Below are 25,275 nucleotides of genomic sequence, written 5' to 3'. Positions count from 1 at the left end.
AAGGGAGGCCAGATGTTCGAATTTCCCACAATCGACGACCGCATCGCAACAATAGCACCCGGCTTCAGGGCAGTGAGCATTATCGTCGATGCGACCGCCGCCGCCGAAGGAAATCAGGATCACGATATTCTGAGCGACGCCTGTGCGTTCGTGACCAGCGGCGGGCCTTCATGGGCAGATGCCCATCTGGCAAGTTGGGCGGAAGCCTATCAGCGTTTCGGCGCGAAGCCAAACCGGACGCCCTGTTCGGCGCAGGCGCTGCGCAAGCGCGTTCTCAAGGACGGCCGCATGCAGCCGATCAACCCCGTCGTCGATCTCTACAATGCCGTCAGCCTCCGTTACGCCATTCCTGTTGGCGGCGAGAATGCGGATGCCTATTTCGGGCATCCGTTCCTGTCCATCGCCGACGGCAGCGAGGATTTCGAAACGGTGATGAACGGAGAGGCAGTGCTCGAGCATCCTGAACCGGGAGAGGTCATCTGGCGTGACGATTCGGGCGTGACGTGTCGGCGCTGGAATTGGCGTCAGGGCACGCGGACCCGTATCGAGGACACAGGCGGCCGCATGTGGTTCGTTCTCGAGGCCATGGATACGATGCCGGAGCACGCACTGCTTGAAGCGACATCGATGCTGGCCGACGGTCTCAGGACGCTCATGCCTGGGAGTACCATTGTGTCGACAAGGATTGCATTGCCTTGATCCGGCGCTTCGCTTTGATCCGACACTGATGCACTCAAGCGCGGCGCTGGACGACCTACGTCGACGACCCTATCCGCGACGGTTCGGCCCATGACTGAAATGGGCCTGACAGGTGACGAACTATGATAGTTTTGGACTGCCCATCACGGGCGACGAGGTGGGAGGTGTGGCGGAGACTTGGCCATGGACACCGCCATTTTTCGTACTCGATATCCGTGGAACAAAGGCATTCTGGTCGGCCAGAAGCGCCCACTTCAGCCCAAGAACGTGTGGTCCATCCGCGTTCGCCTTGAGATGAGCGGAGCGATCCGGGAGTTGGCACTCTTCAACCTCGCCATCGACAGCAAGCTCCGTGCATGCGACCTCGTCAGACTAAGGATTGAGGACCTTTGGTCTGGTAGTTCGATGCGAGATCGCGCGACCATTATCCAGAAAAAAACGAAGCGGCCTGTGCAGTTTGAGGTCACTGAACAAACGAAGACCGCAATCGTTGCGTGGCTTCCATTCATACGAAGGAATGGGGGCAGCTATCTGTTCCCGAGCCGCCGAAAAACAACGGGGCATTTGTCGACAAGGCAATATGCCCGGATTGTGCATCGATGGGTCGCCTCTATCGGGTTGGAAAGCAGCGCCTACGGAACCCACTCCATGAGGAGAACCAAGGCTGCGCAGATTTACAAGAAGACTGGAAACCTTCGTGCCGTCCAGATTCTGCTGGGTCACGCAAAACTTGAAAGCACCGTCCGATACCTTGGCGTCGAAGTGGATGACGCCCTAAGGATTGCTGAGCAGATTGAATTATAGAATCCTGACATCCTGACATCCTGACATCCTGACATCCTGACATCCTGACATCCTGACATCCTGACCACCGGCGAACGCCGGTGGTCACCCATGCGCCAATTGCAGCCATCAGGCTCTGGCTGCTACCGTACTGTTTCGTTCAGGATGAGACCAATATGACCGCACCGCTTAGCATCAGTGAAATGTTCGCTCCGCTTTGGCGCATCGTTCCCGACTTCCGCGAGAAATCCGTAGCTTTGTCATTTGCTGGCATAGAAACCCATCAAACACTTCCGTACGCGGTGTTAGGCGAACTAGCATCGTATCTAATCGATCGGCTCAAGAACGGCGACACCGACGGGTTCGAGGAGATATTCGAATTAGTGGAGAAGTGGCACATTCACGGCGATGAAGAAGCCAGAACTGCCGCCACCATAGGACTGCTTGAAGACCTTCAGAACCCGGCTCTTCATGATCAGACAGTTCCTGAACAATTCCGCAAATGGCTTCTGCCAGAGACGGCAATCTGGTGGCAAAGGGTTGAGGACTTCTGGTCCGCCGCCGCAGTGCGAAATTAACATCTGCAATGGGCCGGAAGGCGTCAAGCGATCGGCAGCTTCGCGCCAAAAACGGCAGTCACTTGCGGATAAGGTCTGTCTCCCAGCCATCATATTCACCGCCGAGGCTATTTGCCTTCAATCCAAGATTGGCCGTTTCATCATCGATGTCGATGGGTGCCTGAACCTTCGTGAAGATCACTCCCCAAGGATTATCCCCAGGGCTATCACCGCTTTCGCGCTCAATTTGATAGGCTTTCGATATCAAAAAATCGGCGTAAGCCTTTTCTGCGTCAGCGCTTGGAAAATAAGCGTAGTGCTGGAGTAGTCTTGGTGTTCTGCCGTCGTCACCCTGTTTCCGCAAATCCAGCCGAACTTCTTCATTCTTGGCAAATTCACTTGTCATTTCAGCACCGTTTGCGGATGTTAACGCCGCGAATACGAATGCGCAGCGTAAGATTTTCCAATTCATTTGAGACACCCACCTGACATTTCGTCGTCATAAGAGCAAGTCCGCTGAGGGCCTAAAACCTGCCCATCCTGTAAACCTTGTTTGTCGTCGCACACCCTCATGGTGTACCAAATTCCAATGGCAGATTCGATATTACCGCAGGTACCCGTCGTACACATCAATTTCCAGCTTAGAGCCAACACAATCGGATGGGCGTCATGCGATGTGGCCATTGCGTTTTCCTCTGTCACGATTACGGCCTCCTACTTGGGGGATGCTCTCAAAGAGCTTGTCGATGCAGCATGTCTTGTCATGTCCGGGGAAACTCAATTGGAGGCGCATTTCTGGGAAGAGCCTGGGGAGTATCGATGGGTTATCGACAAAGTCGGCGAAAGTATCAGAATTCGCATAATCGAGTTCGACGAACTCTGGTCCGACAAGCCAATTGAGGCTGGAAAGGTGTTAGTCGACGAAATGTGTGAGATTGTAGCTTTTGGAGCTGCTGTCCTTGAGGCTGCCGACCGCGTCATGGATGAGCATGGTCTCATGGGCTATGCGAAGCTATGGGGCGAAGGAGAATTTCCCGCGAAGTCTGTTACGCATCTGCGAGAGCTCGTGCGATCCCCAACTTAATTCGGTCGCGAGGCGATACGGCAATGACTGCTTTTGGCCCATAAGCGGACGTAAAACTGATCCAACCAAAGCCACATGATCGTCATCTCGCTTTAGCCGGTCGTCCTGGAACGAATGATATCGCGACCGTTTTTGCCCTGATGAAGCCGTCCAAGCCGTAACAAGGTAGGAGTTCAATCTCGATGTCGTCGGCATCCTCTGGCATCGCGTAGTAGCCGAATCGGCCTCGGTCCGTTGCACGTTGAAGGGTAAGGCCTGCGAGGACGTTCTGGCCGCTAAAACCATCTAGTTGAAGGTCCATAACTTCTTCAAACCTGAAAGTCACGACAGCGTGCTTGTCGAGCACAATATACCCATTCGGATCGACTCCGTCGGTCATGATCCAGCCGTGTACCTTCAGTTCGCTAGCTCCGGTTCTGCTGAGACACAGGCTGATAATCTCGGCATCGTGGAAAGTTGGGACCTCTCCGAACCATGCCAACAGCTCATCTCCTCCCGGCACATCTCCGTAAATCATACGTTACCCCACGCAAAATCGGTGAGTCGCACCGTAGCAACCTGAAGGGGTTTAGCAACGCGCGCAGACAGGCAGCGCCCTCACGACCGCAACGGGCCGCCGGGAAGGCGTCATGGTCCAAAAGCGCCAGTAGGAGACGTTGTAGTGTGCGACCTAACGCATTCCCGGTCGATACCGGAAAGCAGTGACGAACGCCGCGAAGGCTGGCGAGGGACTTCGACGGCTTGGATAATATAGGCGATCTGGAAGGTCGGGCACCACTCCGAGAGCCACCTGTCTCGCCCGACCTCGACAACCAGGAAGTTCGTGCTGTAACGTCCAATACCATGGATGGTGACATATGGGATGACGAAACAGCTAGGTCTTACGATACGCCCGGCATCGGAATGTTTTCGACGAGCGTGTTGGGACCCACAGTTGATCGACTTGTTGAACTTGCGGAAGGTGGGCCGGTTCTCGAATTCGCCATCGGAACTGGCCGGGTGGCTGTTCCGCTCAGAGAGCGGGGAATTTCCGTCGTCGGGATCGAAAAATCTCCCGCCATGATTGCTCAAATGCGTACAAAAGCCGGCGAAGAAAACATCCCTGTCACACTTGGTGACATGGCTAAGACCGTCGTTCCCGGAAGCTTTTCGCTAGTCTATCTTGTATACAACACAATTTCGAACTTGCTGACTCAAGCGGAGCAAGTCCGCTGCTTTTGTAACGCAGCGCTCCATCTTCGATCTGGCGGTCGTTTCGTTGTGGAGCTATGGGTGCCCGAGCTTCGCAAGTTGACACCGGGCGAACAAGCAGTGGTCTGGCATTCGGAACCTGGCTATATTGGCCTCGACACCTACGATGTGGTGCTTCAGCAGGTCATTTCGCACCATTTCCGATTTGACGACACCAAGCAGGCACAGGTTTTCCGGTCTCCTCACCGCTACATTTGGCCAGCAGAACTAGACCTAATGGGTCAACTTGCAGGATTCGAACTCGAGTGTCGGCACGCTGACTGGACGGGAACGCCATTCACGTCTGAGTCACGTTCTCACGTCTCAGTCTTTCGCCTTGCCGATTATTAACCAGCAGCCCGATTGCGCTCTCGCGCGATACGCTGAACAGCATCGTGCTCGGTGAGACCAAGCTCGACGCCGCGGTGTCAGACGGGAAGGTCAAGATTACCGGAGATGCTGGAAAGCTTACCCAACTTGTCTCAATGCTCGATAACTTCGAGTTCTGGTTCAACATCGTCACCCCTTAAAAGCCTCGTGGCCGGCCTCCAACCTCGTCTGCAAAGTTCGGCCGGGACGGTTAATCCCCCGGTCCCGGCCGAACTCTTGGGTGTGATGAATTATTAGAAAAATGTTGGAACGTGCCTCGGTGCAGTGAAATGTCTGACGTCGGGCCGGTGCCCGCCGCCAGTGCCGTGGTGGTAATTATTTACGCGCAATCAGTGGACTTGCGAGGCATGTTTGCGCCAGAATCTCTCATGGAAATGTCGACTACCGTTCCAAGGCACCTTTTCCGGCGACGATATGCGGTCGAAATTTTGCGATGCGTAATATCCGCGTTTCGGGCTTCTTGGTAGAACTGAGATTGATAACATAGCTTTTCTGCCGCCCTGGCGTCAGGCTCCGGAAGGCTTCTGCAAGTTCAGGGTCGGAGTCCAGGGCGTCAACCAGCTCATCGGGCAGCTCGATTTCACTCACATCCTTTGGTGGCCTGATCCCAGCCTCCGCATAATCCATCGCCTCCCTCAGGTAAGCCGAGATGACGGCCTTCATCGGTGCGACCTGAGCGTTGTCCACGAAACGGATCATATCGGGATGGCGTGTGTTCGGGCCTTGTCTCTCAAGGACGCCGTGAGGGTCCTTCATCAATGCCGGATTGAAGAACGTTAAGCGGAAACTGTCGCGAAAAGCACCGAAGATGACGATGTTGCGGTCTCGATGCATGTAACATGGATGCCCCCATTTTATTGTCTCGACCAGCCGCGCATCGCGGCAAATCTGGCGCAGGTCGTTCAGCCCTTGTGCCCATTGCCGCGTCGAACAGTCCGGTCCGGCAAAGCGCTCGCAGCGCCCGCATCCCTTGGTAAAATAATCTTCAATCGAGGTGATCATGGTACGGACTGCGAATTCCATCGAATCTCTCGCTGCTAATGGAGGGAAACATCCCGCGTGACTATGCTTTCAATCCGCGCCACCGGATGGCGTAGTGGACGGCGAACATGTACAGGCCGGTAAACATCAGCACAAAAAGTGGTGGTAGCGGCGCATCTACGATCCACGGCGGAGGCTCTCCGAGCCCCATGGCAACAAAGTTTGCAATGACGGCCATCGTGAAGACAATCGACAGCCATCGATGAACCCAGCGAATCCACGCATTCGAACGCATGTGCAACTCCTTTACTTGTCACGGCTGAATGGGCGGGAGAGACTTTCAGTCTGCCCCGTCATTCTGTCCCGGTTAAAACCTGTTCCAGCTTTGCAAGGTGCTCGGGCCAGCCTGCCTTTGCGCCACCATATGCCTGCCGCTGATCCGGCCGGAATCCAGCCTGTTCCATACGCAGCCGAGTGCCCGTCGTCGTGGGCGAGAGCGAAAACGTCACGACGCTATTCAGGTCGAAGGCCGGATCGTCATGCTTGAAGTTCCAGGTATAGGAGAGCGTTGTTTGCGGCTCGACAACGAGCACCTCGCAATCCAGAACGCCACCCCACTCGCCGCGAAGGTTGAACCGGTGACCGACGACAGGGCTGAAGTCATTTTTCATCAGCCACTCCGAGATCAGATGAGGCTGGGTGAGCGCCCGCCAGATTTTCTCTGGTGGATGCGCGATCTCGCGCTCGACGATCACGGTGCGTGTTGCAGTCGATGTTTCGCTCATTGATCCATCCTGTCCAGCAAGTCTTCGAGGTCGTCGAACCGGCCCTCCCAGAATGTTCTCATCTGGTTTGTCCAGTCGATCAACGGAGCGAGGGCACCGAGCTGCGCGCTGTAGTGGGTTTGGCGACCGTGGTGGCGGTCGCTCACCAAGCCAGCCTGCTTGAGGACGGCCAGATGCTTCGATACTCCCGGCTGGGAAATTCCCGCCCGAGCCGTCAGGACTGCGACAGTCTGATCACCCTTGCGGCATAACCCTTCGAAAATGGCGCGCCGCGTTGGGTCGGCAAGCGTCTTAAAAATCATGTCCCGATTTGGGATGGCGATATCTGGCATTGGCAATCCATAACCCGTGAGCTATTGGTTAAATTAATAGCTCACGGGTTATGGGTTCGTCAAGCCGCTTTGAAGAAGAGATTTGCTGGCTGTTATCACCTGACATCAGTTATGTGACTTAGACTGCTTAGGGCCCAAAGGCCGCCCCAGATGCTCTTGCGAAAAGTACCGTGCGGGTCGGTTCTACATATTGTTTACCATCATGTGCGGTGAGTCCCAGTTCGATCTTCACCTCCACCTTGAATTGTGCAAACCATGGGTGCGTCATCCGAGGTAGACACAATGCGCCTGTTACTGCAAACGCTCACGGCTATACTGTTTTTGGCGATCATGGGGATTTGGCTTGGAGGCCTTCGCGTGGTGGTGGTCCCCAGCGTCTCCTTCGCAATGAGCGAGGGCGTCGCGCTTATTGGCGGCGGCCATGGCTACCGGTTGGTCGACAGCACGACAGCCATGTGCCTGAGAACGCGCACTACCGACCCGGAATGTGAACGCGCGGCGATTATAGAAATAGCTCCACAAGTGCTTCTCGCTCTTCCGTACAGCCGGTTTTTACACGATCTAACGCTCTCGGGTCTTCTGCCTTCCGCCGATAGTTTTGACAACTTTGCCCTCAGAGACTAGGCGCTAGGAAATACCCCCCTCTGGGCTCAGCCGCTTCAAGGCCATTGCCCGATTTTGCCGCGTAGGGGCGGCCCGGCAATCGTCCGCGTCGGTTTAACAATCCGGGCCTCAAGGTGGCGTAGACTCAGAACGGTCTAATAGCTGGGCGGTTGGGCGCTTGGTGGCCCCATCGTGATGGAATGGACGCGCGCGTCCGCCGATGACGGCTTAGCGCCAAATTGCGGTCATTCACATCCCCATCAAAGTGAGTTAGCTGTTTTGCTGTAGAGTGCATATTGACAGGGGTGATTTCTTGAAATGGCTTGAGCCTTGGGAGCACGTAAGGGCCACGATGGATGAGACCCATCTGCTGGCTTGGGAAGCAGAGCTGGTTCGGGAAGTCGGTCCAGGTCATCCGTTGTTTCAGATCAATGCGACGCTCATTGCCCGCAGGTTTGACCGAGACGATGCACTTTATTTGCTGGCCGATGGCCGTGTAGCCAAGGTTCATCTGACTTGGCGTCAAAGTCAGGAACCCGATCCTCGTTGGCCAGAAACAGAGATATTTGGTTCGCTCGAGATATGGGAGGATGTCGGGTTGAAAAGAGATCATGCCGATTGGCGTTTTGATCAAGACTAAAGGCCTAAGCTGTCTGCTTTAGGGGCATCTAATCACCCGCCCAGACGGCGGCTGGCTACTCGGCCGCGTTGCGCCCAGAAGCGGGCATCGAGCACCAAATATTCGGGGTCCTTTCGACACGGCGGCAATTCATGCCAACCGGAGAGCATGACTGCTCCGGGCTGATCGCGGCCCCCTCACCCCTTCATCATGTGGTGGGGGACAACCAGCCCCGTTACACCACCAGGCGTCTGCATGACGAGATCGCGAAGGCTCGAGCCTATGGCCTCGAGATGGCGGCGAGCTTGGCTTTGGCGCGTGCCGCCGAATACGACGCGGACTTCGACAACACGAAATACAAAAGTGAGACGTTGGCGGGTAGCGCCGCCCTGCAGGCCATTGCAGTCAAGATACGTCAGCAGATCGTCTCAGAGACCTCGCCCGTTGTTGATGTGGCAATAGCTATAGTCCGCTCGGAAGCGGTGATAGCCAGTCCCTGTGCGCTATCCGAAGACGCTGAACCTCGTCATTTGAGATCGGGAATAGATCGAATCCCCCATCGTAGGGTGCGAAGATTTGACCGTTCTCTTTGCTCATCCAGAATTTCGGCCAAGATTCTTCATTGGCAATTGCGAGCAGCTGCGCGGCCAATCTTTCGCTGGGCTCCCAAATTTCGGATGCCACGTACAAGGTCCATTCTACCTCGTCGTAAACAATGGTCTGCGCTGCAGAAGCCGAAGAGGCAGCGTGCTTACATTGCTCTAGCTCCGCGTCGGCGCGGCATTCGACTTGCCAGCATTCACAGCCTCTGCCAAGCATGGCATCGCCAAGGACAATGGCCCTTTCAACTATTATGTTCTCTTCGCGGACCGTCGCCGGGTAGCGCTCCGACCCGGGCAACGAATGAAATCTCACCCACGGCAGTTGCTGATTTACCCTAAAAGCCTGCTTCATCGGAATTTGGCCGAAATGGGAACGCTCCCAGTCCGTTTGAAACGCGTTCCATATTGCAAGGTTTGGTGTTGTCATTCGCCGTTAAATCCACGCCAAATATCACGATCCCCATATCAGTCTTGATGAAGCGTGGGTACCCCACACCCTCACAGAGGGCGTTGGGGCGTCACGGCAGCGTTGCGCCAATAGGAGACATTGGAGCCTATCACTGTTTCCGCTGTCTATGCCGAAAAGCATCGACGAACGCCGAGAAGGCTGGTGCCTGACCGCCGCGCTTGTTGGCCTCCCTGGCACGGTCGCTCTGATCGCTCTCGCTCTGATCTGCTTCGGGTCTTCGCCGTGGGCCACCGCAGTTCTTCTTGTGCTCTGGAGATTCTTCTCGACCCCGACCCCAGTGGCCTGGAACACCTGGATGGCGAGGTTGGTCCCCGGTGAATTGGAAGCGGCCGGCCGTGTCCAGGTTGCGCTGATTCAGTTGTCCATTGCAGGCGGCGCGTTTGCAGGCGGCGTTCTCTTCGACATCGCAGGCTGGTGGAGCGCTTTCCTTCTGGCCGCCCTCCTCCTTGGGGGTTCCGCCGCGTTCGGAGCGCTCGCCAGCCGACGCGTTTAACCTTTTCCAGAACCTCGAAACAGGAGAACAGCATGTCTCAAGGCATCGAGAACAAAGTTGTCGTCATTACTTGGGGCGAGCAGTAGACTTGGAGAAGCTACGGCGCACCAACTCGCCGAGCGAGGTGCCACCGTGGTGCTCGGTGCCCGCCGGCGTGACCGCATAGATGCACTGGCGGACGAACTCACCACAAAGGGCTACAAGGTCAGGGCGGTCCAGACACATGTCACGGACAGGCAGCAGGTTAGCAACCTGGTGGATACGGCGGTGAGCAAATTCGGCCAAATCGATGTCATGCTGAACAATGCGGGTCTGATGCCGCTTGCCCCGTTCGAACGTCTAAAGATGGACGAGTGGGATCGCATGATCGACGTCAACATTAAGGGCGCGCTTTATGGCATCGCCGCGGTGCTGCCGCACATGAAGGCGGGGAAGTCCGGACACATAATCAACGTTTCCTCTGTCTACGGCCATGTCGTCGATCCGTGTGCCGCCGTCTACTGCGCCACTAAATTCGCCGTCCGCGCTGCATCCATACATCGACCGAAAGCGTTCGCGTGAAGAGGCCGAAGCTCCAGGAAAGCGTCGCGATAGCGACCATCACATCCACCCTCGGGCCCTCTGGCGCTTAACTAGCCAATCACGCCCTCAGCCGTGTTGAGTGCGCCTGCGCCGAACTTTCGTCGTCACCCCACGCCTCACCGGGGCTTCCTGAATGGGGCCGGTGCACGGCCAATAGTTGTTCTTGGCTGCCACAGATTTGCGGTTGGCAGCCAGCAATCTTGTTAACTCAGCATTGAAATGCCATGTGCCGCTGCGAAGGGAGCGATAATTTACCTTCCCCTCAAGCGGACGCCGGCAAGACTGAGCACAAGGGCTGTCGGAACCTGCAGTGAGACCATAGTCGAAACCGGGCTTCGGCCCGGTTACCCACCTCGGGCATGGTGGGTCTGATGATGACTGCCCCAGGGAGAACTACCCCATGAAGACTTTTGTTGCTACCATATTTCTCGCATCGCTGCTGGCCACCACGGTCGCCAACATCGCCGCCGCCACAACCTGCACCACCAGCTGCTACTGGATCGGCGACACGCAGTACTGCAACACCAACTGCTTCTGACGCTAAGGGGACGGCTGCATGCTTTTCGCGGCGGCAGTCCCCACCGCCCACGGTGAACCGTGCCTATTCCCAGACAATTCCTACACCAGCATGGATTATAGCCGATTTCCTCCCCAGCCTCCTCGGCGGATTCATGCTGCTTGGGCTCATCGTCAACACCATCTTCAACTTCTCCAAGCACGAAAAGGGTAGCGAGGCCCTGCTTTCGCAGAACCTCGCGCCTCCGGTAGGGGATCGGTCGAGCCGAAGGCTCTCCCGCAAAAGACTTCCTCCACCCCCATTGCGCCCTTCTCTTTTTGTGCAATCATAGAGAGTAATTTAGTGAAAATTAAATCAATGTGGCCAACGCCGATGATACCTATTTCCATGGATCAATCTCCTATTGTCGTGTGATGTGCGAGAGGCGAGCTTCAACTGTTCCTGTTGTCAGAAGAGCTATGCCTGAACCCGCCACTGGCCACGACCTAAGGTTGTACCGACACGGTTGCGAGCAACCATTTCGTCATCGAAAACGGGTGCTTGGGCCTCCACGAACTGCTTGATCAGGGTGTCCCGAATACTGGCCGCACGCCGACCTGCGTATTTCGGAAGAACGGGACAGTCGTTTCACTAAATCGCGGACAGTCGTTACACTAAGTCCGGGACAGCATGGTGTGGTCGATTTTCGCCTGCCTGGTTGAAGTCATGAGCGATTGATTTCGCCGTTTTCAGCGCCGGTCAAGTGGGATGGTGTTTTTTGCCGTCGCATGCTGTCGCCTTCAAGGGCAATGCGGTGCGCATTGTGGATGATCCGATCGAGGATTGCGTCTGCGATGGTCGGTTCTCCGATCATGTCATGCCACTTGGCGACGGGGAGCTGCGCGGTGATAAGCGTTGCCAATTACGTTCGCCTTAACGGCCGCGGCCACAAAAGCCTTACGGGCTTGCTCCGCATCCAGTCTTCCCGCCATAGCAGACATATATTTAGTTCTTGCGTGTTCATGCTCGTATCCGAAATGCGACGGCCATTGCTGTGTCAAATAGACCGGAGCTTGGGCTGGACCGTCTATTCGCGCCCGAGGACACCCCTGAATTTGCAGGTGCACAGGGTTCAACCATTTGACGTCTGTCGGGTTCCTTGTTTTTGCAATTTGCATGTCAGCCTCCCCGAAAATCGCTTACCAACGATCGCCGGGACGTGTTCCTCATCCGTCACTCTAAATATGCTCCGACCCTCCAATAAGTCGGCGAAGCGCCTGAACGTTTTGAACGCCCTGACGGTAAAGTTCAATGATCAGGGCTGCCATATCCTGGGCCCACGCGATAAAGCCGCACTGCATTGCTCGCTGGACTGTACGATACGGGAATTCCAGCAAACTTTGGCGTATCGACTTTCAGTATCTGATTCAGCCGATCGACATCCCAACGCTCCAGAAACTGATACTCAATCCCGGAGGTTACCTGAATTGGCGGATTGTCCTGTGCCACCGCAGGCGAGGAAACAATAGAAAACCCGCACAGCACTAAAATCGCCGCAAGCGTTGGAACAAGGCGCAGCATTGTTGCCTCCATTGGTTCAACAGTTCTCGTAACAACGTACGGCTATCGAAAGTCGCTTTCGGAAGGTCGACAACTTAGTACCACCACGCCGCACGCCTTCCGCATAAAACATGTGCGTCTCGCTCATCGACGCCGGACTCCGTCAATCCACCGATCAGACCGCCAGCAGCTCCGCCGACAACAGCGCCTGCCACGGCTCCAGCCGCAGTTGCGGCCAACCAACCTGCGGCAACGGCCGGACCAGCACCCGGGATGGCCATAATGCCCAAACCTCCCCTGACTGGTAATTGTCATTATCGGCCAGTGGCTACAGAACGGTATCGGCAAAGCGCCAGCCCCCGTTGGCATCACCTGGCAAATCTTTGGCATCCAAGAGCAAGCGGGTTCCCCAACGGCAGTCTATCTATCGTCACATCGCCCAAGTCTGCCCAACCAGACGCGCAAGGTATGGAAGGTAGCGAATGATCCGGAAGATATTCACGGCAGGTAGCTTTCTGCTTCTATCCAGCACCATGTCTTTTGCAGATATTCAAGACGCATGTAAAGGGATGTCTTTAGTTGCCGAATCTATAATGATCGAAAGGCAAAAGGGGAAATCTCCTGAACAAATAAGAAATTACTGGTACGGAGAACTTGTTAACGAAGGACACAGCAACAAGCCTTCAACCGTAAATACTATCGAATACATTATTGAATCGGCTTTTCAAGCGTCTATTGGAAACACTCTTGCCCAAAGGCAGCAGTTCGTAGATGCCATGAAACAGGGCATCTACCTGAGTTGCATGCGGAATTCCCATTCATAACGTACCGCTAGGAAGTGTGGACGCTGCCTCGTCTGGCCGTTGTTATTATCGGCCAGCCTCGGCACGCTACATTCACTTAACGGCACAATGCTCCCGAAGCGTTTCAAGGACCAGACGCTGGTCGAGTGGCTTGCTTAGAAACCGCGCTGTGTCGGGCAGATCATCAGGTGCGGGCTTAATCGCGCCGGACGCGACCACCACAAAAATATGGGGCCAGTGTTCGCCGACGTACTTGGCCAGCGCTACGCCGTCCATGTCGCGAGGCATCTAGATATCGGTAAACAGCAGCCTTAGCGAGTTGTGCTTTTTCAGGAACTCGAACGCTTCGTCCGCCGTCGCAGCTTCGATAACATGAAAACCCGCCTCTGCGATGATATCCGCAGTGTCCATACGGACTAGCGGCTCGTCGTCCACAACGAGAGCAATCGGTCCAGGCAAGGTTTCGAAGGTTTCACTATCCATGTTTCACTAATCTATGGCGCGGCAATGTGTTCCAACTGCGCGTAATTATTTGCTTTTCGCTTTCCGTCTCATTCCACTACATCGAGTGACAAATGTGCATTGATACGATCCTCATCTTAGAAGACGAGCCGTTTATCTCCCTCGACATCGAATGTAGCTTCCTAGCTGGAGGCTACTCTGACGTATTGATCGTTTCGACTTGCGTTGACGCTCTGACGTGGCTGGAGAGCCATACGCCTTTGGCCGCGGTAATAGACGTCAGTCTAAAAGACGGTAATTCGGCCGGCGTGGCCTCTCTGCTGAATAGACGGGGAGTTCCGTTCATTGTGTATTCTGGCCGCACGCCTGACTCGGTGGACGATGCTGTTTTTCTGGAAGGTGTCTGGTATTCAAAACCCGGCGACCCCTCTCGGATGGTTGAATTGATTTCCAACCTAACGAAGTCGGTCCACCGATTAGACGAACTGAATGTCGGGTAGGGAAAATAGGTCGTTGGATTTACGGGGCCGTGCGTGCACGACCCCGTAAAGTCCTGAATTACAGACCGCGGTTTGCATACCTGTTGCGCTCGGCCTCGATTTCGGCCTGCGAGTACGGATTAGCCGCATCGTCGAATGCAGTCCAACCTTCACGCTCATACGCCGTGCGGCGCGTCGAAAGGTCGACCCAGTTCGATCGCTGAAGAATGGCTTCAGCTTCCGCCGCACGCGACTCGTCAACCTTGGCAGTCACGAGCGTGCCGCCACGACGCACACCTTCCGCATATACATGCGCGTCTCGCTCATCCACGCCGGATTCCGTCAACGCACCGATCAGGCCGCCAGCAGCTCCGCCGACCACAGCGCCTGCCACGGCTCCAGCCGCAGTCGCGGCCAACCAACCTGCGGCGACGACCGGACCAACGCCAGGGATGGCCATGAGGCCCAAACCCGTGAGTAGGCCTCCCACACCGCCGACGGCGGCACCTATCCCAGCGCCAGTGCCAGCGTCTTCGGCTGCATCGCTGTCCCCGTCCTTATAGCGGCCGTCGGCATTCTTCGAGACGATGCTGATGTCGCTGTCCGAAATGCCCGTTGCCTTCAGCTCCGCGACTGCGGAAGTGGCATCAGAATAATGATCGAAAAGTCCGGTTACTGTCTTTGTCATGGTGTTTCTCCTTGGTGTGTTTTTTGGATGTGATTAGTTCGCGACAATGTTGCCCTGATAATCGAGCGAGACGGCGACTGGCTTGCCGTCCTTGGTTGCCTTTCCCTGCCAAACGCCCTTGTCGTCGAGCTTTAGTTCCGTGACATCGGCATAACCGGCTTCGACGATCCGATCCTTGGCTTGGGCCTCGGTGAAGCTGTTCGCGCCTTCAACTGGCGCGGTAGGGTTCTGATCGGAAGGTGTTGCGACTGCCGGCGTATCGCCTTCAGGGTTCGGCGTTGGCGTCGCGGTCTGCGCCAACACCGAAGTTGCCGAAAATGCGATTGCCGCTGCGGTGATAAACAAACTCTTCATGGGGGCTCTCTCCTGTCCTGGATCGCAAATGATCCTTGGGAAGAGAACCGACGAGGGGCCGATTTGTTCCGACCGCAGAATTGGTTGGGTGGCCTGAAAGTTCAATGAAACCTGTACATTAGCGGCAGGCGAACCGAGTAGGTGTCCTTGGATGGCGTGGCGAGAATATGAGATCGCCCTCAGCAACGTTACCGCGCTTTTCATGTTTCGCGGCGCGTGGCTTACGGTTGCAAGGTAGGATGTCCATGCCAGCAATCCTCCGCGGTGAGGCCGGACAGCTCGGTGTTCATTCTACGTCCAGAATTCACCGGAAAAAGGGGGTCCAATTATCTCCGAGGACGACGAATAGCCTGCTTTTTGTTTCTGCTGTCTCTTTGGAGGGCCGGTCTGCCATATGCAGAATAGGTAGCTGGCTCATTCAACCTGATCTGTAAAAGCAGGTAATCCAGCGCCACTTATCGAAACCGACCGGTGGAACGCGTTGTAAATTAAAAGCAGGCAAACCAAAAATATGATTGTCGCCAAGACCGCTAGAACATCTCTTGCTGTCATTCTGGCGGCCTTTCTTTGTCGCGATGACTAGCTACTGCGATTACCCGGCAAAGAGGTTGGGACGCAGCCATCCTTTGTAGTAAATCGGACTTGGCCAGATGCCCATTTCGTCCTTTCCCGGAATCAGATGAGGGCCAATGGATACTTATGGTCAAGGACTTGTCGGGAACATCCTAACTTTCGCAAACGTCTTGGCGTTTCCCGATATGGTTTGAGTAGTCCGTCGTTAAATTGCCGCAAAAGCTCGGGCCGAGCGACCGAATTTTGCAGCCGTCACTGGTATTTGCGGTCGCATAGTACCCGAGCATGCAGAACTTCAGCCGACGAGCTTTTGAGTCCTACTGCGCGACCGAAACCGTCTCACGAACCTGCCTGACAGCATTGAAGACCTCTCCAGGCATGCCGAACCCTGGAGCGCCATAGAGTAAACGGAGCTCTTCCCCATGACGGTCGGGGTCGAGCAGGACCTCCGCCAAGTGATCGAAGCGTCGCAGTTCCTCGGTGCTGATCTCCGCGTCTGGGGATGGCATCGCCCCCCAGTCGTCCCACGGCAGCATCTCGACCTTGTTCAGGCTAGCGAGGTCACGGATCATATTTGAGGCGATGAACCAGAAGCCGCCTTCATCGAAGATGCCAAAGCGATTGGGGTCGTCCTCGCCACGCCGGCAGAGTTGCCAGGCCTGGGCGGCCAGCAGGAACTCACCCGATGGCAAGTCGAGAGTGTCGAAGACCAGTCCCAGTTCTGCACGCTCGCGCGGCTTGTATTTCTGGGGTGTCTTGACCTGCGCAAAAGCGTCAACATCATCGGACACCACTCTTCCGGTCCGTTTTGCGCGAATCTCCTTCGTCGCCCTGATGAGCGACTGATCGCCTAAGCGCGCACCATCGCAGAAGGGAACCAGCTGATGCCGTGAGTTTTCTCGCCGTCGGATCGCGGGGCCCCGTACCAGCGTTCAAATTTTCGTGTTACCTAATTCTGTTTTTTATGGGGCAGAGGGGACCACCTATGGATGCAATACGATTAGCATTGTTTGGCGCTTTACTGGCCGGCCTGGCCTCGTGCAGCGATCCTGAAAAGGACGCAACCGCGCTGTTCGTGGATGCTGCGGCGGAGATACAAGGGGCAAGCACCAAAGGCGAATGGGATCGCTACCAGGCCTATTCGAGCGCGGAGAAGAAACTCGACAGCATCACCAGCCAATTCAAGTCCACTCAGGCCGCTTTGAAGATCGCATCGAGTGAAAAAATCGGCGGCCTCACCGCTGCGGAACTCAAACAGCAGATCGTTGAACTCAAGGACAGCCCAGGCGTATGCCTTGCCTTGAAAAACGCCGACTGCACCATGAAATTGATCAAGGCAAACATCACTAAGATGCTTGCTGTCGATGAAAAGAAGACGGTCGATGGGGTCGGCAACGCTATCGTGAAACTGAAGCTATCGGGACTTGATACGGATGTTGATGAAATCTTGGGCATGATCGCCAAAAAAATTGGCGTTCCATCGATATCCGAGAAGACAAATGCGGTCTATCCGAAACTCGTGGGCGAATTTCTCAACAGCGCCGCCTCCGCCTACAACGAACACGAATTGACCGTGCTCTACGAGAATGTCCTGAAGTGGCCGGCGATCGCCGCAAATCCCAATGGTGCGGACGATATGCGGGTGAAGCTGATCTCAGAGCTCAACCTGCGTGATCACTCAGTCCTTGCTCTGAGGGTTGTCAAAGACGCCGGGGGTGATCAACAGCCGCTGCTCGCTAGCATCGCCATGCGCGGGCTTTCAAACGGATATGAGACGAACCCGCCGGTTGCGATCGTTGAGGAACTCATTGGCTTCGCGCAAGGCGAGGATCGCGTTGACGCGTTGGCTGGCTTTGCGGGTGTCGGTGAAAAGGAACGCGTCGCTGCCTTCAAACTTGCGCAGGATGAGGACGAACGGTCGAAAGTCACAGTCAAGCTGATCGCCAGCGGCATGAAAGCATTTTCGACGGAAGAACGACTCTCCGTCCTGGAAGGAGCTTCTCCCGAAACCCTGCGCGCCAATCCAAGACCTGTGCTTGAATTCGCCCTCGAAGGCAAAGAAAAGAAGGCTGTTGTAGAGGGCTTGCTCGACAAAACGCTTCCGCTGAGCGATCCGGAAAATCAACGCATCGCCCAAACAGTTCGTGAAATCGTGTCAGGTGCAAAGAATGAAAGTGCGCTGGTCGATCTCGTGTATGCCGACAGGCAGCGCGTTTGTGAAATCGCGCCCGGGTTGCTACGTTCTGCCGAGCGTTTCGATCTCATGGTGCCTTTGGCCACGGCGTGCCTCCCCGCAAGCAGCGGCTATGCATCACCCGCCATGCTCACGAATATTGCTGGTGCGGCGGCCCAAGGTGGGGATGGTGGTACCCTAGAGGCGGTTTTGAAAATCCTCAGAACTTCACCTGCCTGGAAGGAAAACCTGTACGACATCCTTTACTCGACTCTTTATCACGGCAAGTTCGAACAAACCTTCGCCGAGGTGAAAGCCGCTGGGCGCTTTGATGGGGGGATATACACGCAATTGCTGAAAACTTCGCTTGAAAAGGGGGTTGGAAACCCTGTCGAGGTCGTAGATGCCGCCATTGCGAATGGAGGCTATTTCGACGCATGGACAGTACCCGACGTAACCGGGCTGTCAAAACAATCCTTGGCGAATTTAGACAAGTTGATTTCCGAACGAGGGGAAGTTCTTGCAGCGATTATGATGCGGGACCCATCCTCGTTTATGAAGCTCGATCCTGACCGCTTGCTAGTGCTTGCATCGAAAGTGCAAGAAGATCATGCGAAACCTGCCATCTTTTCCGCCTTGGCTAAAAAGGCGCGACTGGACTCGAAGCCAGAGGTTTTGGCAGCGGCCTGGACCTTGCCAAGCGATCCGTCAGAAATCGTTGAGCGTCTGACAACGCTCAAATTGAACGAGACGCTGTCGAAGTCGGCCGCAACTCAATGACGGTCAGGAAGGCCTTGTCGTCGCGACAAGGCCTCTCTCGCACTTCATTGCGTTTGATCGTTTGAGGTTAATCTACTAAGGCCGACAGCCCTAAAAACTGCATCAATTGGATCGGAATAAAACGAAGTTTGAAATTTTGCGAACAACTCGCCCGGCACTGTCGTAATGTCTTTCACACTGGCCATGGGGAGCAGGATTTACTTGCCACCTGCATCAAACGCCATTTGCAAGCTGTCTGCGAGATTTTCGAACCGATTTCACATTTCCACCAAGGCTCATGTTTCCTAGAACCACCATCTGAGATTGTATTGGTTTTTGAGTTATTGCCGAACACAAAGCGACAAACGCTGCCATTGTCACAGATGTAAGTGCGCCATTGGTCTGAAGCTCAACGAGATGAAGGTGATAGTCGTGTTCGCCAACGCGAGCGCTGGTGTTTATACGCCCAATGTTCGCCTTAAAATAATCAACTCCAATTTTTGCGGCCTCTTTTGCCGCAGAATTAGACCCGACGGTCATGGCCCAAAAGCGCCGATATCGTTGAAAAACTCGACGGATTATCCGCTCACACGCCCTTTTCGGTCTTTTGGGCGGTGCACTATGCTGCGATCTGCCCACGCCTTAGCGCAGGGTATCGGTCGATGCCGCCCTCAAGCGGCGATGGCACCGCATGGCGGCATCTGAGGCCTGAGTTTGGCCAGCCTCCTCAGGTTCTGTGCGGTTGCGGCAAGCAGGAATTCGCGCACCACACGGCCCTCGAAGCCTTAAACGTGCCATCCGTAGTATGCGCTTGAGGTGAGCGAAGAGCATTTCGACCTTCTTTCGACGATGCCGTGACTGCTCATACTCCGGTGTCTTGGCAATCGCTCGGGCGACATCGCGTGCATCCTCGTTGAGATCGCGCGGTACTTTGCGCATAGGCATGTTCGGGCAGCATCGAGGCTTCAGTTCACACTGATCACAGTCCTTCTTGCTGGCACGATAAAGCCGGGTTCCCTCGGCCGTGATCCCCGATCTGGGTGGGTCGTAAGTGCGTTGGAATTGTTTCAGCTCCTTTCCGGCAGGGCAAAGGTATTGCTCCTTCTCGGCTTCCCAGGTGAAGTCGGAACGCGAGAAGGTGCCATCCGTCCGCTTCGACTTGTCGAAGACCGGAATGTGCGGCGCGATCTCCTTCTCGTTGACCAACCAGGCGAGGTTGTCGGCAGAACCGTAGGCACTGTCGGCCGCGAGGTAATCGGGCCGCAAGCCGAAGCGGTTCTCGGTCCTGCCGAGCATTGTGCGGGATGCACCGACCTCCGCCTGGCGGATCGCCCGTGTCGCCTCCACATCCAGAATGACGCCGTGGTCTGTATCGATCAGATAGTTGGTCGCATAGGCGAAGAAGGCGTGGCCTTTGTGGGCACCGGTCCATTGGGCGGCCGGATCGACGAGGAGATGAACTTCGGCGTGACCGGCGAGGCAGCGCCGAAAGCAGCATCATCGAGAACAGCCAGATATTCCTGTACCGAGCGTCCCGCATCTTCTTTGGCTTCCCATTCCGATCCTGGTACCGAGCGCTGCTTGTTTGCATCCGCCGCGATCAAGCTGGCATCGACTGCAAATCCTTCCGTACCAACCAACCCTTGAGAGAGGCAGCGCTCCACTACCGTTTCGAACATATGCCGCAGGATGTCGCTTTGCCGGAACCGGCCATGGCGGTTCTTCGAGAAGCTTGAGTGATCAGGGACCTTGCCGTCCAGACCGAGGCGGCAGAACCAGCGATAGGCGAGATTGAGGTGGACCTCTTCGCAAAGCCGTCGCTCCGAGCGAATGCCCATGGAATAGCCGATGATCAGCATTCGCATCATAAGCTCGGGATCAATCGAGGGGCGACCCGTGGCGCTGTAGAAAGGCTTCAAGTGCGCTCGTACGCTGTCGAGTTCGAGATGGCGGTCGATCCCGCGCAGCATGTGGTCGGCAGGAACGTGATCATCAAGGCAGAAGTCGTAGAAGAGCTGCGCTGGAGCTGTCTGGCATCCCATCATCACTCAATCCCCCGCAAATCAATGCGACGATTGAATCATGACATCCCAATGCCGACAACGGTTAGTTTTTCAACAGTATCCGCCAGAAGCGGTCACTCAACTTGTTGGAGCGACATGTCGCTGTGCCTAGACAACATGAAAGTTTAGTGCTTATTTTAGGTTTCGGTAATTTGGTGCTCAGCAATATGCAGCCTCAACTCCAATCGGCTCGACAGGCCGACCCAAAGCCGAGAGTGGTGGCAGCCTACGCGGAGGCCAACGCAACGACCTTCAATGATGGCGAGGGTGGATCGCCATCGGCAGAAGGCACCATCTTATATCATCATGGTCGCACGAGGAATGCATTGCATGTGCTCGTCCTTGTCTTGCCGCTCACCATTTTGATCTTTGGAGAGGCGCTTCGTCACCCAGACGCTGACATTGAACTACCTGTAGTGAAGCTCAAGCTTCACGTTGAGGCAATCTTCCCTATTTTTTTTATGATCCTGTCATTTATGCTGTTCCGAGCTATGCGCTACTCACGCATAGTGCTGTGGAATATTGCTCATTTGCCAGGGCAAATACTTAGAATTGGCCAACTCGCTTTAGATGACACAGAAGCGTACAAGATGAATAGCGCCCACTACGAAGAGGCGTTCGATTCAATGGCCGCAGACCTTATTCTGCCAATGCGACATCTGGCGTGGCAGTGGATATATAGTATGACGTGGCATGCGTTTGTCTCGCTCAGCGTCATTGTGTCCTTGGCAATATATAGCGCAATTTGCTTGCTGCTTGGCGTGATGTGCTTCTACGTTTCGGAGCAGTTCATTGTCGTTGCGTCGTCGTTGGGTGCCTTATCATGGGGATCAAGTTGGGCCGTCGACCCCGTCGGTGCGATCGATGCCCTCATTATGGCTCTGTCAGGTGCTTTGTTGTCATTCGCATGGTTTAACGGCGTGATCGCTGTCTTAATTGCCGTTTGGGTGACTTGCAAAAAAATCGGCGAAATGCTGCTCAGCTTCGTGCATTTCGCTCGTCACTTGGTTATCTCAACGTAGCTGGTGAATTGCGAAGCCCATGACTGCTTGGGCCCGAAAGGCGTCATGCTGGCACATTAGAGCATGTGGCAGCCTAAACCGCCTCAGCCAATTAACTCCCGGTACGGATTACAGTCTCGGTTGCAGGGACCATTACTCATCGAAGACGCTTGGCTGCGAAAGTATGGCCTAGCCGTCCGAGTGTTGCCATTGTACCTGACAAGGGTGTAGGTGCGGCATTTCCCGACTGGGCTCGGCCGAAATGTCCAGATCGCCCTGACTACCGCCGTCCTACTGCTTTCGATACTGGACAATATAACGGTCCCGAGAATCTCACGTAAAGCGTGCTTCGATTGATAAACCTGACTTTGTTCGAACTGTATTTTACTTTCCCACAACAGGGAGAGTTGGATGTGTGGTCTCAGGCCAGAAAAGTCCAAACTCGCAGTGACGATTCGAATGGTTCAGTCAGCCGCCATCAGCCATCCGTCACATCCGCACATTCGTAGATCGACGCCGGCGTCTCGGTCGCAGAACTCGCAATATTGACCACACGCTGCATGTCGGCCTGGAAACTGCACGTTGCGTCCGTAAAAATCGAGCGTCGATCGCGGCGCTCCTTGATCTGACGGACAATTGTCTTTTCGTCTGTGACGTCACGAATTTCTAAGCGAGGCTTGCCAACCAAACAGTGCCAGCCAACGCCAACGCCGAGTGCAACGTCGTCGGGGAGAATATCTCCGGCTTGACGGCGGATTGCGAGATCGTTCTCCAAGCGCATCAGTGCTACCAAGTAACACGGACGACTGTGCCGCTTCGATGATACCCGCGATGCGCATCAGCCCGTCCGTCCGCGTGAGATCAGGCACAGCGCCGATCCCTAAAACGAAACCGCCGTTGGTTCGAATTCCGGTTGATGATGAAGGCTCCAACATCCGTTTGAGGTCGCGGAAGGGTTCCAATGCGATGTGTGCCGTGGGCCAGTGTTCGGGAACCGATACGGATGCCGTGGGGCGGATGATAGAGCCGCAGATGCAGTTGAGGTCATCGCTGGTCATTCGACCATCCCTTTCGTGAGTTCCGCGAACGTGCGCGGGGTAAAATCGACGTCGGGCATGTCCACGCCGACGTCACGAGATCGCCCGACGCCAGACAGCTTTCCGTGCGAGTGCCCGTAGAAGTGGATGGCCCCGTAACCGCTACTTGGCCAGGTGCGCGCAGCGTAATGGGAAAGCCATAGGTCACGGCCGCCATCCTTCGTCCGTAGCCCGTGTTCTGGCCGAGCCGCCCAGTCTAGGTCCGCCAGGGCGGGATGCAGGTCCCCGCGCTTGTTGACGTCGTGGTTCCCGATGATCAAGTACTTGCGGCCGTTCAGGCGGTCGAAAATCTCCCGGACACGCTCGGCGTGCTTGGCGAGGCCGAATGCGAAGTCGCCGAGATGATAGACGTGGTCCGCATCCCCGACGACGGCATTCCAGCGATCGATGATCGTATCGTCGTGCTCCTCGATCGTCTCGAATGGACGCGGCTGCATGCCGAGCAGGCGCTCATGGAGGAAATGGGTGTCCGAGGTATAGAATTTTTTGACGAAAGCCACGGTCATACCGCCTCCGTCAACGTCTTACCTGCTTCATAGGCACGGATCGTTTCGATGATCTTCAAGCCGCTCAGGCGGCCGCGCACGATGAGGAGTTCAACGAGTTCGTCGATGACATCGCGATGGGTTTCGACGATCTTGCGCGCACGAGCAGCTTGCTGTTGGAGCAGCTCTTCGACAGCACGCGCCAACACCGGCTCCATCGTCCGCGCTTGCGCCAAAGCTTGGGGATCGCGAAGACCAGAAGACGACAGCGTATCGCCCATGGCGACGGACGCGATCATGTATGTGGCGAGCGCTGTCGCTTCCTCCAGGTCTGAGATGGAGCCTTCGCCGTGAACGCTGTAGTACATACGTTCGGCTGCCATGCCGCCAAATTTGGTGCAGAGGGTGTCAGCGTGCGATGTAGCTGTGCGATGTTCGAGGGGATCGAGGCGGAAGACCGCCGCTCCGGCAACAGACGCTCCGCCGTTCGGATCGTACTCTTGAGAGATGTCGACGGCCACGAGATGCCCGGCCCCGAGGACGGTGCCAACGATTGCATGTCCGATCTCGTGACGGGCAAGCAGACGCATGTTTTCAAGCGTCCGGCGCAAACGCACCGGTAGCGCCTCGGCGAGGTGGCGATGTTCAATTTCGGTGCGTTCACGGCGCGCAAGGCGACGGGCATCGCGGGCCACGAGCTCGAGATCGGCACCCGACAACCCCTCGGTGCGACGCAGGTATGCGCGGAGATCGAGGTCGACACCAAGATGTTGGCGAAGGATATGCATGCGCGCGCCCGCATCCGGAAGACCGATTTCGATATGACGATCAAGACGACCCGGACGACGGAGCGCATGGTCAATGACGGACGCGTCGTTGCATGCTCCCACAACTACGACACCGTCGCGCGGCGTCGCGCCATCCAGAAGCTCCAGAAGCCCGTTTACGATACCGCGCATCCAATCGTCATAGCGTTTATTGCTGCCGCTGCCGCGCTGCGTAAAATTGTCGATCTCGTCGATCAAAAGCACGCAGGGCGCAAGCTTGCGAGCGAGATCGAAAGCTTCACGCATAGATTTGAGGAAGTCGCCTTGGTGACCGTCTCCGGTCCCCAGCCAGGTAGCGTAAGACCCTTTCACGAGGCCAACACCGCACGTCTCTGCGAGAGCCTTCGCGAAGGTTGTCTTACCCGTCCCAGGTGGCCCGGAAAGGAGCAATCCGTTGTCTACGTCCGACCACTGGATTTTGCCCTCACGGTAGTCAGAGAGATCGCGGGCAAGTTCGAGACCCCATTGCTTCGCGTCGCCATAACCGTGGAGGTCCCCGAGCGGTCGTGCTGGCGTCTTCTTTTTCGCCGAGGCCGTATCGACGGATTTGGCGGCGTCTTCGTTTTCCTGTGCCGCGGCAAGACGCGCGACCGCCGCTGCCGCGGGACGGCCGGACAAGGACACCAAGCGGCGACGCGGTGCAGGCAGCGCGGCGAGAATGGTGGCGTCTGCATGGGATAGATTGCCGCCAGTCACCTCGCGATATGACAACTGAAGAAGCTTCGGGTCGATGCTGGTAATCTCAATGACAGCGTCCGCCGCGGCGATCGTGGTGTTCGCAAGGAACTCATCACGGTCGTCGCTTTCAATCAAAACAACAATACGGTCGCGCGCGACGCCAAGGTCAGTGAGCGCTTTGTCCGTTGCTACCACTACCGGGTCTTTGAAACTCCAACGAGTCTTGTCGCCGTTGGTCGACCACGCGAGTGCAGCGTCCTTCCAGACGAGCGAGGACACCCCTGCCGGCAGAACAACTACGAGGAAGCACGCCTTGGCACGGCGGTAGCTACGGAGATGGCGCTGAATATGATGATCAGCGATACGACGCTCGAATGAAGGCTTTTCTTCAGCCATTTTCTGACCCCTTGCAAACCCACGGAAGCGACCCCGGACTGGGGGTCAGGCAACTATCCGTGGTATTTGCAAGCGGTGCGTCATGGCTTATTCAAGTCCTTCGGCGTCAACTTCCGCAACCATGCCGCGTGCGAACCAGGCTGTCAACGCGGCACCCGGGTATTTTCCTCGG

Annotated in this window: 31 protein-coding genes and 5 pseudogenes; 14 read left to right on the top strand and 22 right to left on the bottom strand. The window is 55.9% G+C overall.

The window, feature by feature from the left end:
• The first annotated feature begins 12 nt into the window (after positions 1 to 12).
• The 3 genes from QO002_RS05790 (at position 13) to QO002_RS05780 (ending at position 2,060) form a co-directional block, all read left to right on the top strand.
• A complete protein-coding gene (locus QO002_RS05790) occupies positions 13 to 699 on the top strand; it encodes a B3/B4 domain-containing protein (protein WP_307227567.1) in 687 nt (228 codons plus the stop codon).
• A 183-nt stretch (positions 700 to 882) separates the two neighbouring features.
• Positions 883 to 1,503 (top strand): tyrosine-type recombinase/integrase, encoded by a 621-nt coding sequence (locus tag QO002_RS05785; protein WP_307227565.1) that lies wholly within the window; start codon positions 883 to 885, stop codon positions 1,501 to 1,503.
• 155 nt (positions 1,504 to 1,658) lie between these two features.
• The gene (locus QO002_RS05780) at positions 1,659 to 2,060 is read left to right on the top strand and encodes a DUF7674 family protein (protein ID WP_307227562.1); all 402 of its coding nucleotides are present in this window, start codon (positions 1,659 to 1,661) and stop codon (positions 2,058 to 2,060) included.
• A 58-nt stretch (positions 2,061 to 2,118) separates the two neighbouring features.
• Here QO002_RS05780 and QO002_RS05775 read toward each other — a convergent pair whose 3' ends face one another.
• Positions 2,119 to 2,511: a ribonuclease E inhibitor RraB gene (locus QO002_RS05775; protein ID WP_307227560.1), complete on the bottom strand. Its 393-nt coding sequence runs from the start codon at positions 2,509 to 2,511 to the stop codon at positions 2,119 to 2,121.
• A 117-nt stretch (positions 2,512 to 2,628) separates the two neighbouring features.
• On the opposite strand from QO002_RS05775, the gene QO002_RS05770 reads away from it, so the two are divergent.
• On the top strand, positions 2,629 to 3,123 hold the full coding sequence (locus tag QO002_RS05770; RefSeq protein WP_307227558.1) for a hypothetical protein: 495 nt from the start codon (positions 2,629 to 2,631) through the stop codon (positions 3,121 to 3,123).
• An 82-nt stretch (positions 3,124 to 3,205) separates the two neighbouring features.
• Here QO002_RS05770 and QO002_RS05765 read toward each other — a convergent pair whose 3' ends face one another.
• The gene (locus QO002_RS05765) at positions 3,206 to 3,640 is read right to left on the bottom strand and encodes an Imm50 family immunity protein (RefSeq protein ID WP_307227556.1); all 435 of its coding nucleotides are present in this window, start codon (positions 3,638 to 3,640) and stop codon (positions 3,206 to 3,208) included.
• A 224-nt stretch (positions 3,641 to 3,864) separates the two neighbouring features.
• Between QO002_RS05765 and QO002_RS05755 the strand changes: the two genes are divergently transcribed.
• Positions 3,865 to 4,704 (top strand): class I SAM-dependent DNA methyltransferase, encoded by an 840-nt coding sequence (locus QO002_RS05755; protein WP_370878457.1) that lies wholly within the window; start codon positions 3,865 to 3,867, stop codon positions 4,702 to 4,704.
• 11 nt (positions 4,705 to 4,715) lie between these two features.
• Positions 4,716 to 4,883 carry an alkyl sulfatase C-terminal domain-containing protein gene (locus QO002_RS05750; protein WP_307233188.1) on the top strand — a complete coding sequence of 56 codons (168 nt, stop codon included), beginning with the start codon at positions 4,716 to 4,718 and terminating at the stop codon, positions 4,881 to 4,883.
• Between the two features lie 241 nt (positions 4,884 to 5,124).
• Here QO002_RS05750 and QO002_RS05745 read toward each other — a convergent pair whose 3' ends face one another.
• From QO002_RS05745 to QO002_RS05730, 4 genes are all read right to left on the bottom strand, one after another.
• The gene (locus tag QO002_RS05745) at positions 5,125 to 5,745 is read right to left on the bottom strand and encodes a YdeI/OmpD-associated family protein (protein ID WP_307233186.1); all 621 of its coding nucleotides are present in this window, start codon (positions 5,743 to 5,745) and stop codon (positions 5,125 to 5,127) included.
• Positions 5,746 to 5,806: 61 nt separating this feature from the next.
• On the bottom strand, positions 5,807 to 6,019 hold the full coding sequence (locus QO002_RS05740; protein ID WP_307227552.1) for a hypothetical protein: 213 nt from the start codon (positions 6,017 to 6,019) through the stop codon (positions 5,807 to 5,809).
• Between the two features lie 58 nt (positions 6,020 to 6,077).
• Positions 6,078 to 6,509, bottom strand: coding sequence for an SRPBCC family protein (locus tag QO002_RS05735; RefSeq protein ID WP_307227550.1), 432 nt, complete (start codon positions 6,507 to 6,509; stop codon positions 6,078 to 6,080).
• Positions 6,506 to 6,841: an ArsR/SmtB family transcription factor gene (locus QO002_RS05730; protein WP_307227547.1), complete on the bottom strand. Its 336-nt coding sequence runs from the start codon at positions 6,839 to 6,841 to the stop codon at positions 6,506 to 6,508. The genes QO002_RS05735 and QO002_RS05730 overlap by 4 nt, the downstream gene beginning before the upstream one ends.
• Before the next feature lie 955 nt (positions 6,842 to 7,796).
• On the opposite strand from QO002_RS05730, the gene QO002_RS05725 reads away from it, so the two are divergent.
• Entirely contained in the window at positions 7,797 to 8,084 is a 288-nt protein-coding gene (locus QO002_RS05725; protein WP_307227545.1) for a hypothetical protein, read from the top strand.
• 441 nt (positions 8,085 to 8,525) lie between these two features.
• On the opposite strand, the gene QO002_RS05720 is transcribed toward QO002_RS05725, so the two are convergent.
• Positions 8,526 to 9,092: a DUF3885 domain-containing protein gene (locus QO002_RS05720; RefSeq protein WP_307227543.1), complete on the bottom strand. Its 567-nt coding sequence runs from the start codon at positions 9,090 to 9,092 to the stop codon at positions 8,526 to 8,528.
• Positions 9,093 to 9,279: 187 nt separating this feature from the next.
• On the opposite strand from QO002_RS05720, the pseudogene QO002_RS05715 reads away from it, so the two are divergent.
• From QO002_RS05715 to QO002_RS05700, 3 genes and pseudogenes are all read left to right on the top strand, one after another.
• Positions 9,280 to 9,627, top strand: a pseudogene (locus QO002_RS05715) (MFS transporter); the annotation flags it as partial.
• A gap of 32 nt (positions 9,628 to 9,659) precedes the next feature.
• A pseudogene (locus tag QO002_RS05710) lies at positions 9,660 to 10,161 on the top strand (SDR family oxidoreductase); the annotation flags it as partial.
• 448 nt (positions 10,162 to 10,609) lie between these two features.
• Positions 10,610 to 10,747: a hypothetical protein gene (locus tag QO002_RS05700; RefSeq protein ID WP_307227541.1), complete on the top strand. Its 138-nt coding sequence runs from the start codon at positions 10,610 to 10,612 to the stop codon at positions 10,745 to 10,747.
• 164 nt (positions 10,748 to 10,911) lie between these two features.
• Here QO002_RS05700 and QO002_RS05695 read toward each other — a convergent pair whose 3' ends face one another.
• The 5 genes and pseudogenes from QO002_RS05695 to QO002_RS05680 form a co-directional block, all read right to left on the bottom strand.
• Positions 10,912 to 11,115, bottom strand: coding sequence for a hypothetical protein (locus QO002_RS05695; protein ID WP_307227539.1), 204 nt, complete (start codon positions 11,113 to 11,115; stop codon positions 10,912 to 10,914).
• Between the two features lie 314 nt (positions 11,116 to 11,429).
• A pseudogene (locus tag QO002_RS05690) lies at positions 11,430 to 11,624 on the bottom strand (ATP-binding protein); the annotation flags it as partial.
• Positions 11,581 to 11,883, bottom strand: coding sequence for a DUF982 domain-containing protein (locus tag QO002_RS30870; RefSeq protein ID WP_370878456.1), 303 nt, complete (start codon positions 11,881 to 11,883; stop codon positions 11,581 to 11,583). The pseudogene QO002_RS05690 and the gene QO002_RS30870, both read right to left, overlap by 44 nt.
• A gap of 130 nt (positions 11,884 to 12,013) precedes the next feature.
• A complete protein-coding gene (locus tag QO002_RS05685; RefSeq protein WP_307227537.1) occupies positions 12,014 to 12,286 on the bottom strand; it encodes a hypothetical protein in 273 nt (90 codons plus the stop codon).
• Between the two features lie 76 nt (positions 12,287 to 12,362).
• Positions 12,363 to 12,558: pseudogene (locus QO002_RS05680) on the bottom strand (hypothetical protein); the annotation flags it as partial.
• A 189-nt stretch (positions 12,559 to 12,747) separates the two neighbouring features.
• Here QO002_RS05680 and QO002_RS05675 point away from each other — a divergent pair.
• Positions 12,748 to 13,089 (top strand): hypothetical protein, encoded by a 342-nt coding sequence (locus QO002_RS05675; protein ID WP_307227535.1) that lies wholly within the window; start codon positions 12,748 to 12,750, stop codon positions 13,087 to 13,089.
• 72 nt (positions 13,090 to 13,161) lie between these two features.
• Here QO002_RS05675 and QO002_RS05670 read toward each other — a convergent pair whose 3' ends face one another.
• Together QO002_RS05670 and QO002_RS05665 are read right to left on the bottom strand one after the other, a co-directional pair.
• The gene (locus tag QO002_RS05670) at positions 13,162 to 13,356 is read right to left on the bottom strand and encodes a hypothetical protein (protein ID WP_307227533.1); all 195 of its coding nucleotides are present in this window, start codon (positions 13,354 to 13,356) and stop codon (positions 13,162 to 13,164) included.
• Positions 13,357 to 13,551, bottom strand: a complete 195-nt coding sequence (locus QO002_RS05665; RefSeq protein ID WP_307227531.1) for a response regulator — start codon at positions 13,549 to 13,551, stop codon at positions 13,357 to 13,359.
• Between the two features lie 92 nt (positions 13,552 to 13,643).
• On the opposite strand from QO002_RS05665, the gene QO002_RS05660 reads away from it, so the two are divergent.
• Entirely contained in the window at positions 13,644 to 14,030 is a 387-nt protein-coding gene (locus QO002_RS05660; RefSeq protein WP_307227529.1) for a response regulator, read from the top strand.
• 58 nt (positions 14,031 to 14,088) lie between these two features.
• Here QO002_RS05660 and QO002_RS05655 read toward each other — a convergent pair whose 3' ends face one another.
• The 3 genes from QO002_RS05655 to QO002_RS05645 all read right to left on the bottom strand — a co-directional run bounded on the left by QO002_RS05655 (position 14,089) and on the right by QO002_RS05645 (position 16,415).
• Entirely contained in the window at positions 14,089 to 14,697 is a 609-nt protein-coding gene (locus tag QO002_RS05655) for a general stress protein (protein ID WP_307227527.1), read from the bottom strand.
• 33 nt (positions 14,698 to 14,730) lie between these two features.
• Positions 14,731 to 15,051, bottom strand: coding sequence for a PepSY domain-containing protein (locus QO002_RS05650; RefSeq protein ID WP_307227525.1), 321 nt, complete (start codon positions 15,049 to 15,051; stop codon positions 14,731 to 14,733).
• Between the two features lie 890 nt (positions 15,052 to 15,941).
• Positions 15,942 to 16,415, bottom strand: coding sequence for a hypothetical protein (locus QO002_RS05645; protein ID WP_307227523.1), 474 nt, complete (start codon positions 16,413 to 16,415; stop codon positions 15,942 to 15,944).
• Positions 16,416 to 16,609: 194 nt separating this feature from the next.
• Between QO002_RS05645 and QO002_RS05640 the strand changes: the two genes are divergently transcribed.
• Positions 16,610 to 18,577, top strand: a complete 1,968-nt coding sequence (locus tag QO002_RS05640; RefSeq protein ID WP_307227522.1) for a hypothetical protein — start codon at positions 16,610 to 16,612, stop codon at positions 18,575 to 18,577.
• Between the two features lie 213 nt (positions 18,578 to 18,790).
• On the opposite strand, the gene QO002_RS05635 is transcribed toward QO002_RS05640, so the two are convergent.
• Positions 18,791 to 19,096 (bottom strand): S16 family serine protease, encoded by a 306-nt coding sequence (locus QO002_RS05635; RefSeq protein WP_307227520.1) that lies wholly within the window; start codon positions 19,094 to 19,096, stop codon positions 18,791 to 18,793.
• Positions 19,097 to 19,227: 131 nt separating this feature from the next.
• Positions 19,228 to 20,601, bottom strand: a pseudogene (locus tag QO002_RS05630) (transposase).
• Between the two features lie 146 nt (positions 20,602 to 20,747).
• On the opposite strand from QO002_RS05630, the gene QO002_RS05625 reads away from it, so the two are divergent.
• Positions 20,748 to 21,641, top strand: coding sequence for a hypothetical protein (locus QO002_RS05625; protein ID WP_307227518.1), 894 nt, complete (start codon positions 20,748 to 20,750; stop codon positions 21,639 to 21,641).
• Positions 21,642 to 22,098: 457 nt separating this feature from the next.
• Here the strand turns inward: QO002_RS05625 and QO002_RS05620 are convergent, their stop codons facing one another.
• From QO002_RS05620 to QO002_RS05610, 3 genes are all read right to left on the bottom strand, one after another.
• Positions 22,099 to 22,401 carry a hypothetical protein gene (locus QO002_RS05620; RefSeq protein WP_307227516.1) on the bottom strand — a complete coding sequence of 101 codons (303 nt, stop codon included), beginning with the start codon at positions 22,399 to 22,401 and terminating at the stop codon, positions 22,099 to 22,101.
• A gap of 273 nt (positions 22,402 to 22,674) precedes the next feature.
• Complete coding sequence (locus QO002_RS05615; RefSeq protein ID WP_307227514.1) at positions 22,675 to 23,217, bottom strand: hypothetical protein; 543 nt, start codon at positions 23,215 to 23,217, stop codon at positions 22,675 to 22,677.
• A gap of 2 nt (positions 23,218 to 23,219) precedes the next feature.
• A complete protein-coding gene (locus QO002_RS05610) occupies positions 23,220 to 25,103 on the bottom strand; it encodes an AAA family ATPase (protein ID WP_307227512.1) in 1,884 nt (627 codons plus the stop codon).
• Positions 25,104 to 25,275: the final 172 nt, after the last annotated feature.

Origin of the sequence: Pararhizobium capsulatum DSM 1112, assembly GCF_030814475.1 — a bacterium.
GTDB classification, from domain to species: domain Bacteria; phylum Pseudomonadota; class Alphaproteobacteria; order Rhizobiales; family Rhizobiaceae; genus Pararhizobium; species Pararhizobium capsulatum.
The sequence above is the reverse complement of the archived record's forward strand: the minus strand, read 5'-3'. Positions and strand labels throughout refer to the sequence as shown.

Bases quoted from the DNA above. Each gene is read 5' to 3' on its own strand.
- QO002_RS05785 (WP_307227565.1), top strand. From the start codon at position 883: ATGGACACCGCCATTTTTCGTACTCGATATCCGTGGAACAAAGGCATT.
- QO002_RS05695 (WP_307227539.1), bottom strand. From the start codon at position 11,115: ATGGAAATAGGTATCATCGGCGTTGGCCACATTGATTTAATTTTCACT.
- QO002_RS05730 (WP_307227547.1), bottom strand. From the start codon at position 6,841: ATGCCAGATATCGCCATCCCAAATCGGGACATGATTTTTAAGACGCTT.
- QO002_RS05735 (WP_307227550.1), bottom strand. From the start codon at position 6,509: ATGAGCGAAACATCGACTGCAACACGCACCGTGATCGTCGAGCGCGAG.
- QO002_RS05745 (WP_307233186.1), bottom strand. From the start codon at position 5,745: ATGATCACCTCGATTGAAGATTATTTTACCAAGGGATGCGGGCGCTGC.
- QO002_RS05700 (WP_307227541.1), top strand. From the start codon at position 10,610: ATGAAGACTTTTGTTGCTACCATATTTCTCGCATCGCTGCTGGCCACC.
- QO002_RS05765 (WP_307227556.1), bottom strand. From the start codon at position 3,640: ATGATTTACGGAGATGTGCCGGGAGGAGATGAGCTGTTGGCATGGTTC.
- QO002_RS05770 (WP_307227558.1), top strand. From the start codon at position 2,629: ATGGCAGATTCGATATTACCGCAGGTACCCGTCGTACACATCAATTTC.
- QO002_RS05720 (WP_307227543.1), bottom strand. From the start codon at position 9,092: ATGACAACACCAAACCTTGCAATATGGAACGCGTTTCAAACGGACTGG.
- QO002_RS05725 (WP_307227545.1), top strand. From the start codon at position 7,797: ATGGATGAGACCCATCTGCTGGCTTGGGAAGCAGAGCTGGTTCGGGAA.
- QO002_RS05660 (WP_307227529.1), top strand. From the start codon at position 13,644: ATGTGCATTGATACGATCCTCATCTTAGAAGACGAGCCGTTTATCTCC.
- QO002_RS30870 (WP_370878456.1), bottom strand. From the start codon at position 11,883: ATGCAAATTGCAAAAACAAGGAACCCGACAGACGTCAAATGGTTGAAC.
- QO002_RS05640 (WP_307227522.1), top strand. From the start codon at position 16,610: ATGGATGCAATACGATTAGCATTGTTTGGCGCTTTACTGGCCGGCCTG.
- QO002_RS05685 (WP_307227537.1), bottom strand. From the start codon at position 12,286: ATGCTGCGCCTTGTTCCAACGCTTGCGGCGATTTTAGTGCTGTGCGGG.
- QO002_RS05655 (WP_307227527.1), bottom strand. From the start codon at position 14,697: ATGACAAAGACAGTAACCGGACTTTTCGATCATTATTCTGATGCCACT.
- QO002_RS05665 (WP_307227531.1), bottom strand. From the start codon at position 13,551: ATGGATAGTGAAACCTTCGAAACCTTGCCTGGACCGATTGCTCTCGTT.
- QO002_RS05675 (WP_307227535.1), top strand. From the start codon at position 12,748: ATGATCCGGAAGATATTCACGGCAGGTAGCTTTCTGCTTCTATCCAGC.
- QO002_RS05775 (WP_307227560.1), bottom strand. From the start codon at position 2,511: ATGAATTGGAAAATCTTACGCTGCGCATTCGTATTCGCGGCGTTAACA.
- QO002_RS05790 (WP_307227567.1), top strand. From the start codon at position 13: ATGTTCGAATTTCCCACAATCGACGACCGCATCGCAACAATAGCACCC.
- QO002_RS05620 (WP_307227516.1), bottom strand. From the start codon at position 22,401: ATGCGCTTGGAGAACGATCTCGCAATCCGCCGTCAAGCCGGAGATATT.
- QO002_RS05650 (WP_307227525.1), bottom strand. From the start codon at position 15,051: ATGAAGAGTTTGTTTATCACCGCAGCGGCAATCGCATTTTCGGCAACT.
- QO002_RS05635 (WP_307227520.1), bottom strand. From the start codon at position 19,096: ATGACCGTCGGGTCTAATTCTGCGGCAAAAGAGGCCGCAAAAATTGGA.
- QO002_RS05610 (WP_307227512.1), bottom strand. From the start codon at position 25,103: ATGGCTGAAGAAAAGCCTTCATTCGAGCGTCGTATCGCTGATCATCAT.
- QO002_RS05780 (WP_307227562.1), top strand. From the start codon at position 1,659: ATGACCGCACCGCTTAGCATCAGTGAAATGTTCGCTCCGCTTTGGCGC.
- QO002_RS05740 (WP_307227552.1), bottom strand. From the start codon at position 6,019: ATGCGTTCGAATGCGTGGATTCGCTGGGTTCATCGATGGCTGTCGATT.
- QO002_RS05670 (WP_307227533.1), bottom strand. From the start codon at position 13,356: ATGCCTCGCGACATGGACGGCGTAGCGCTGGCCAAGTACGTCGGCGAA.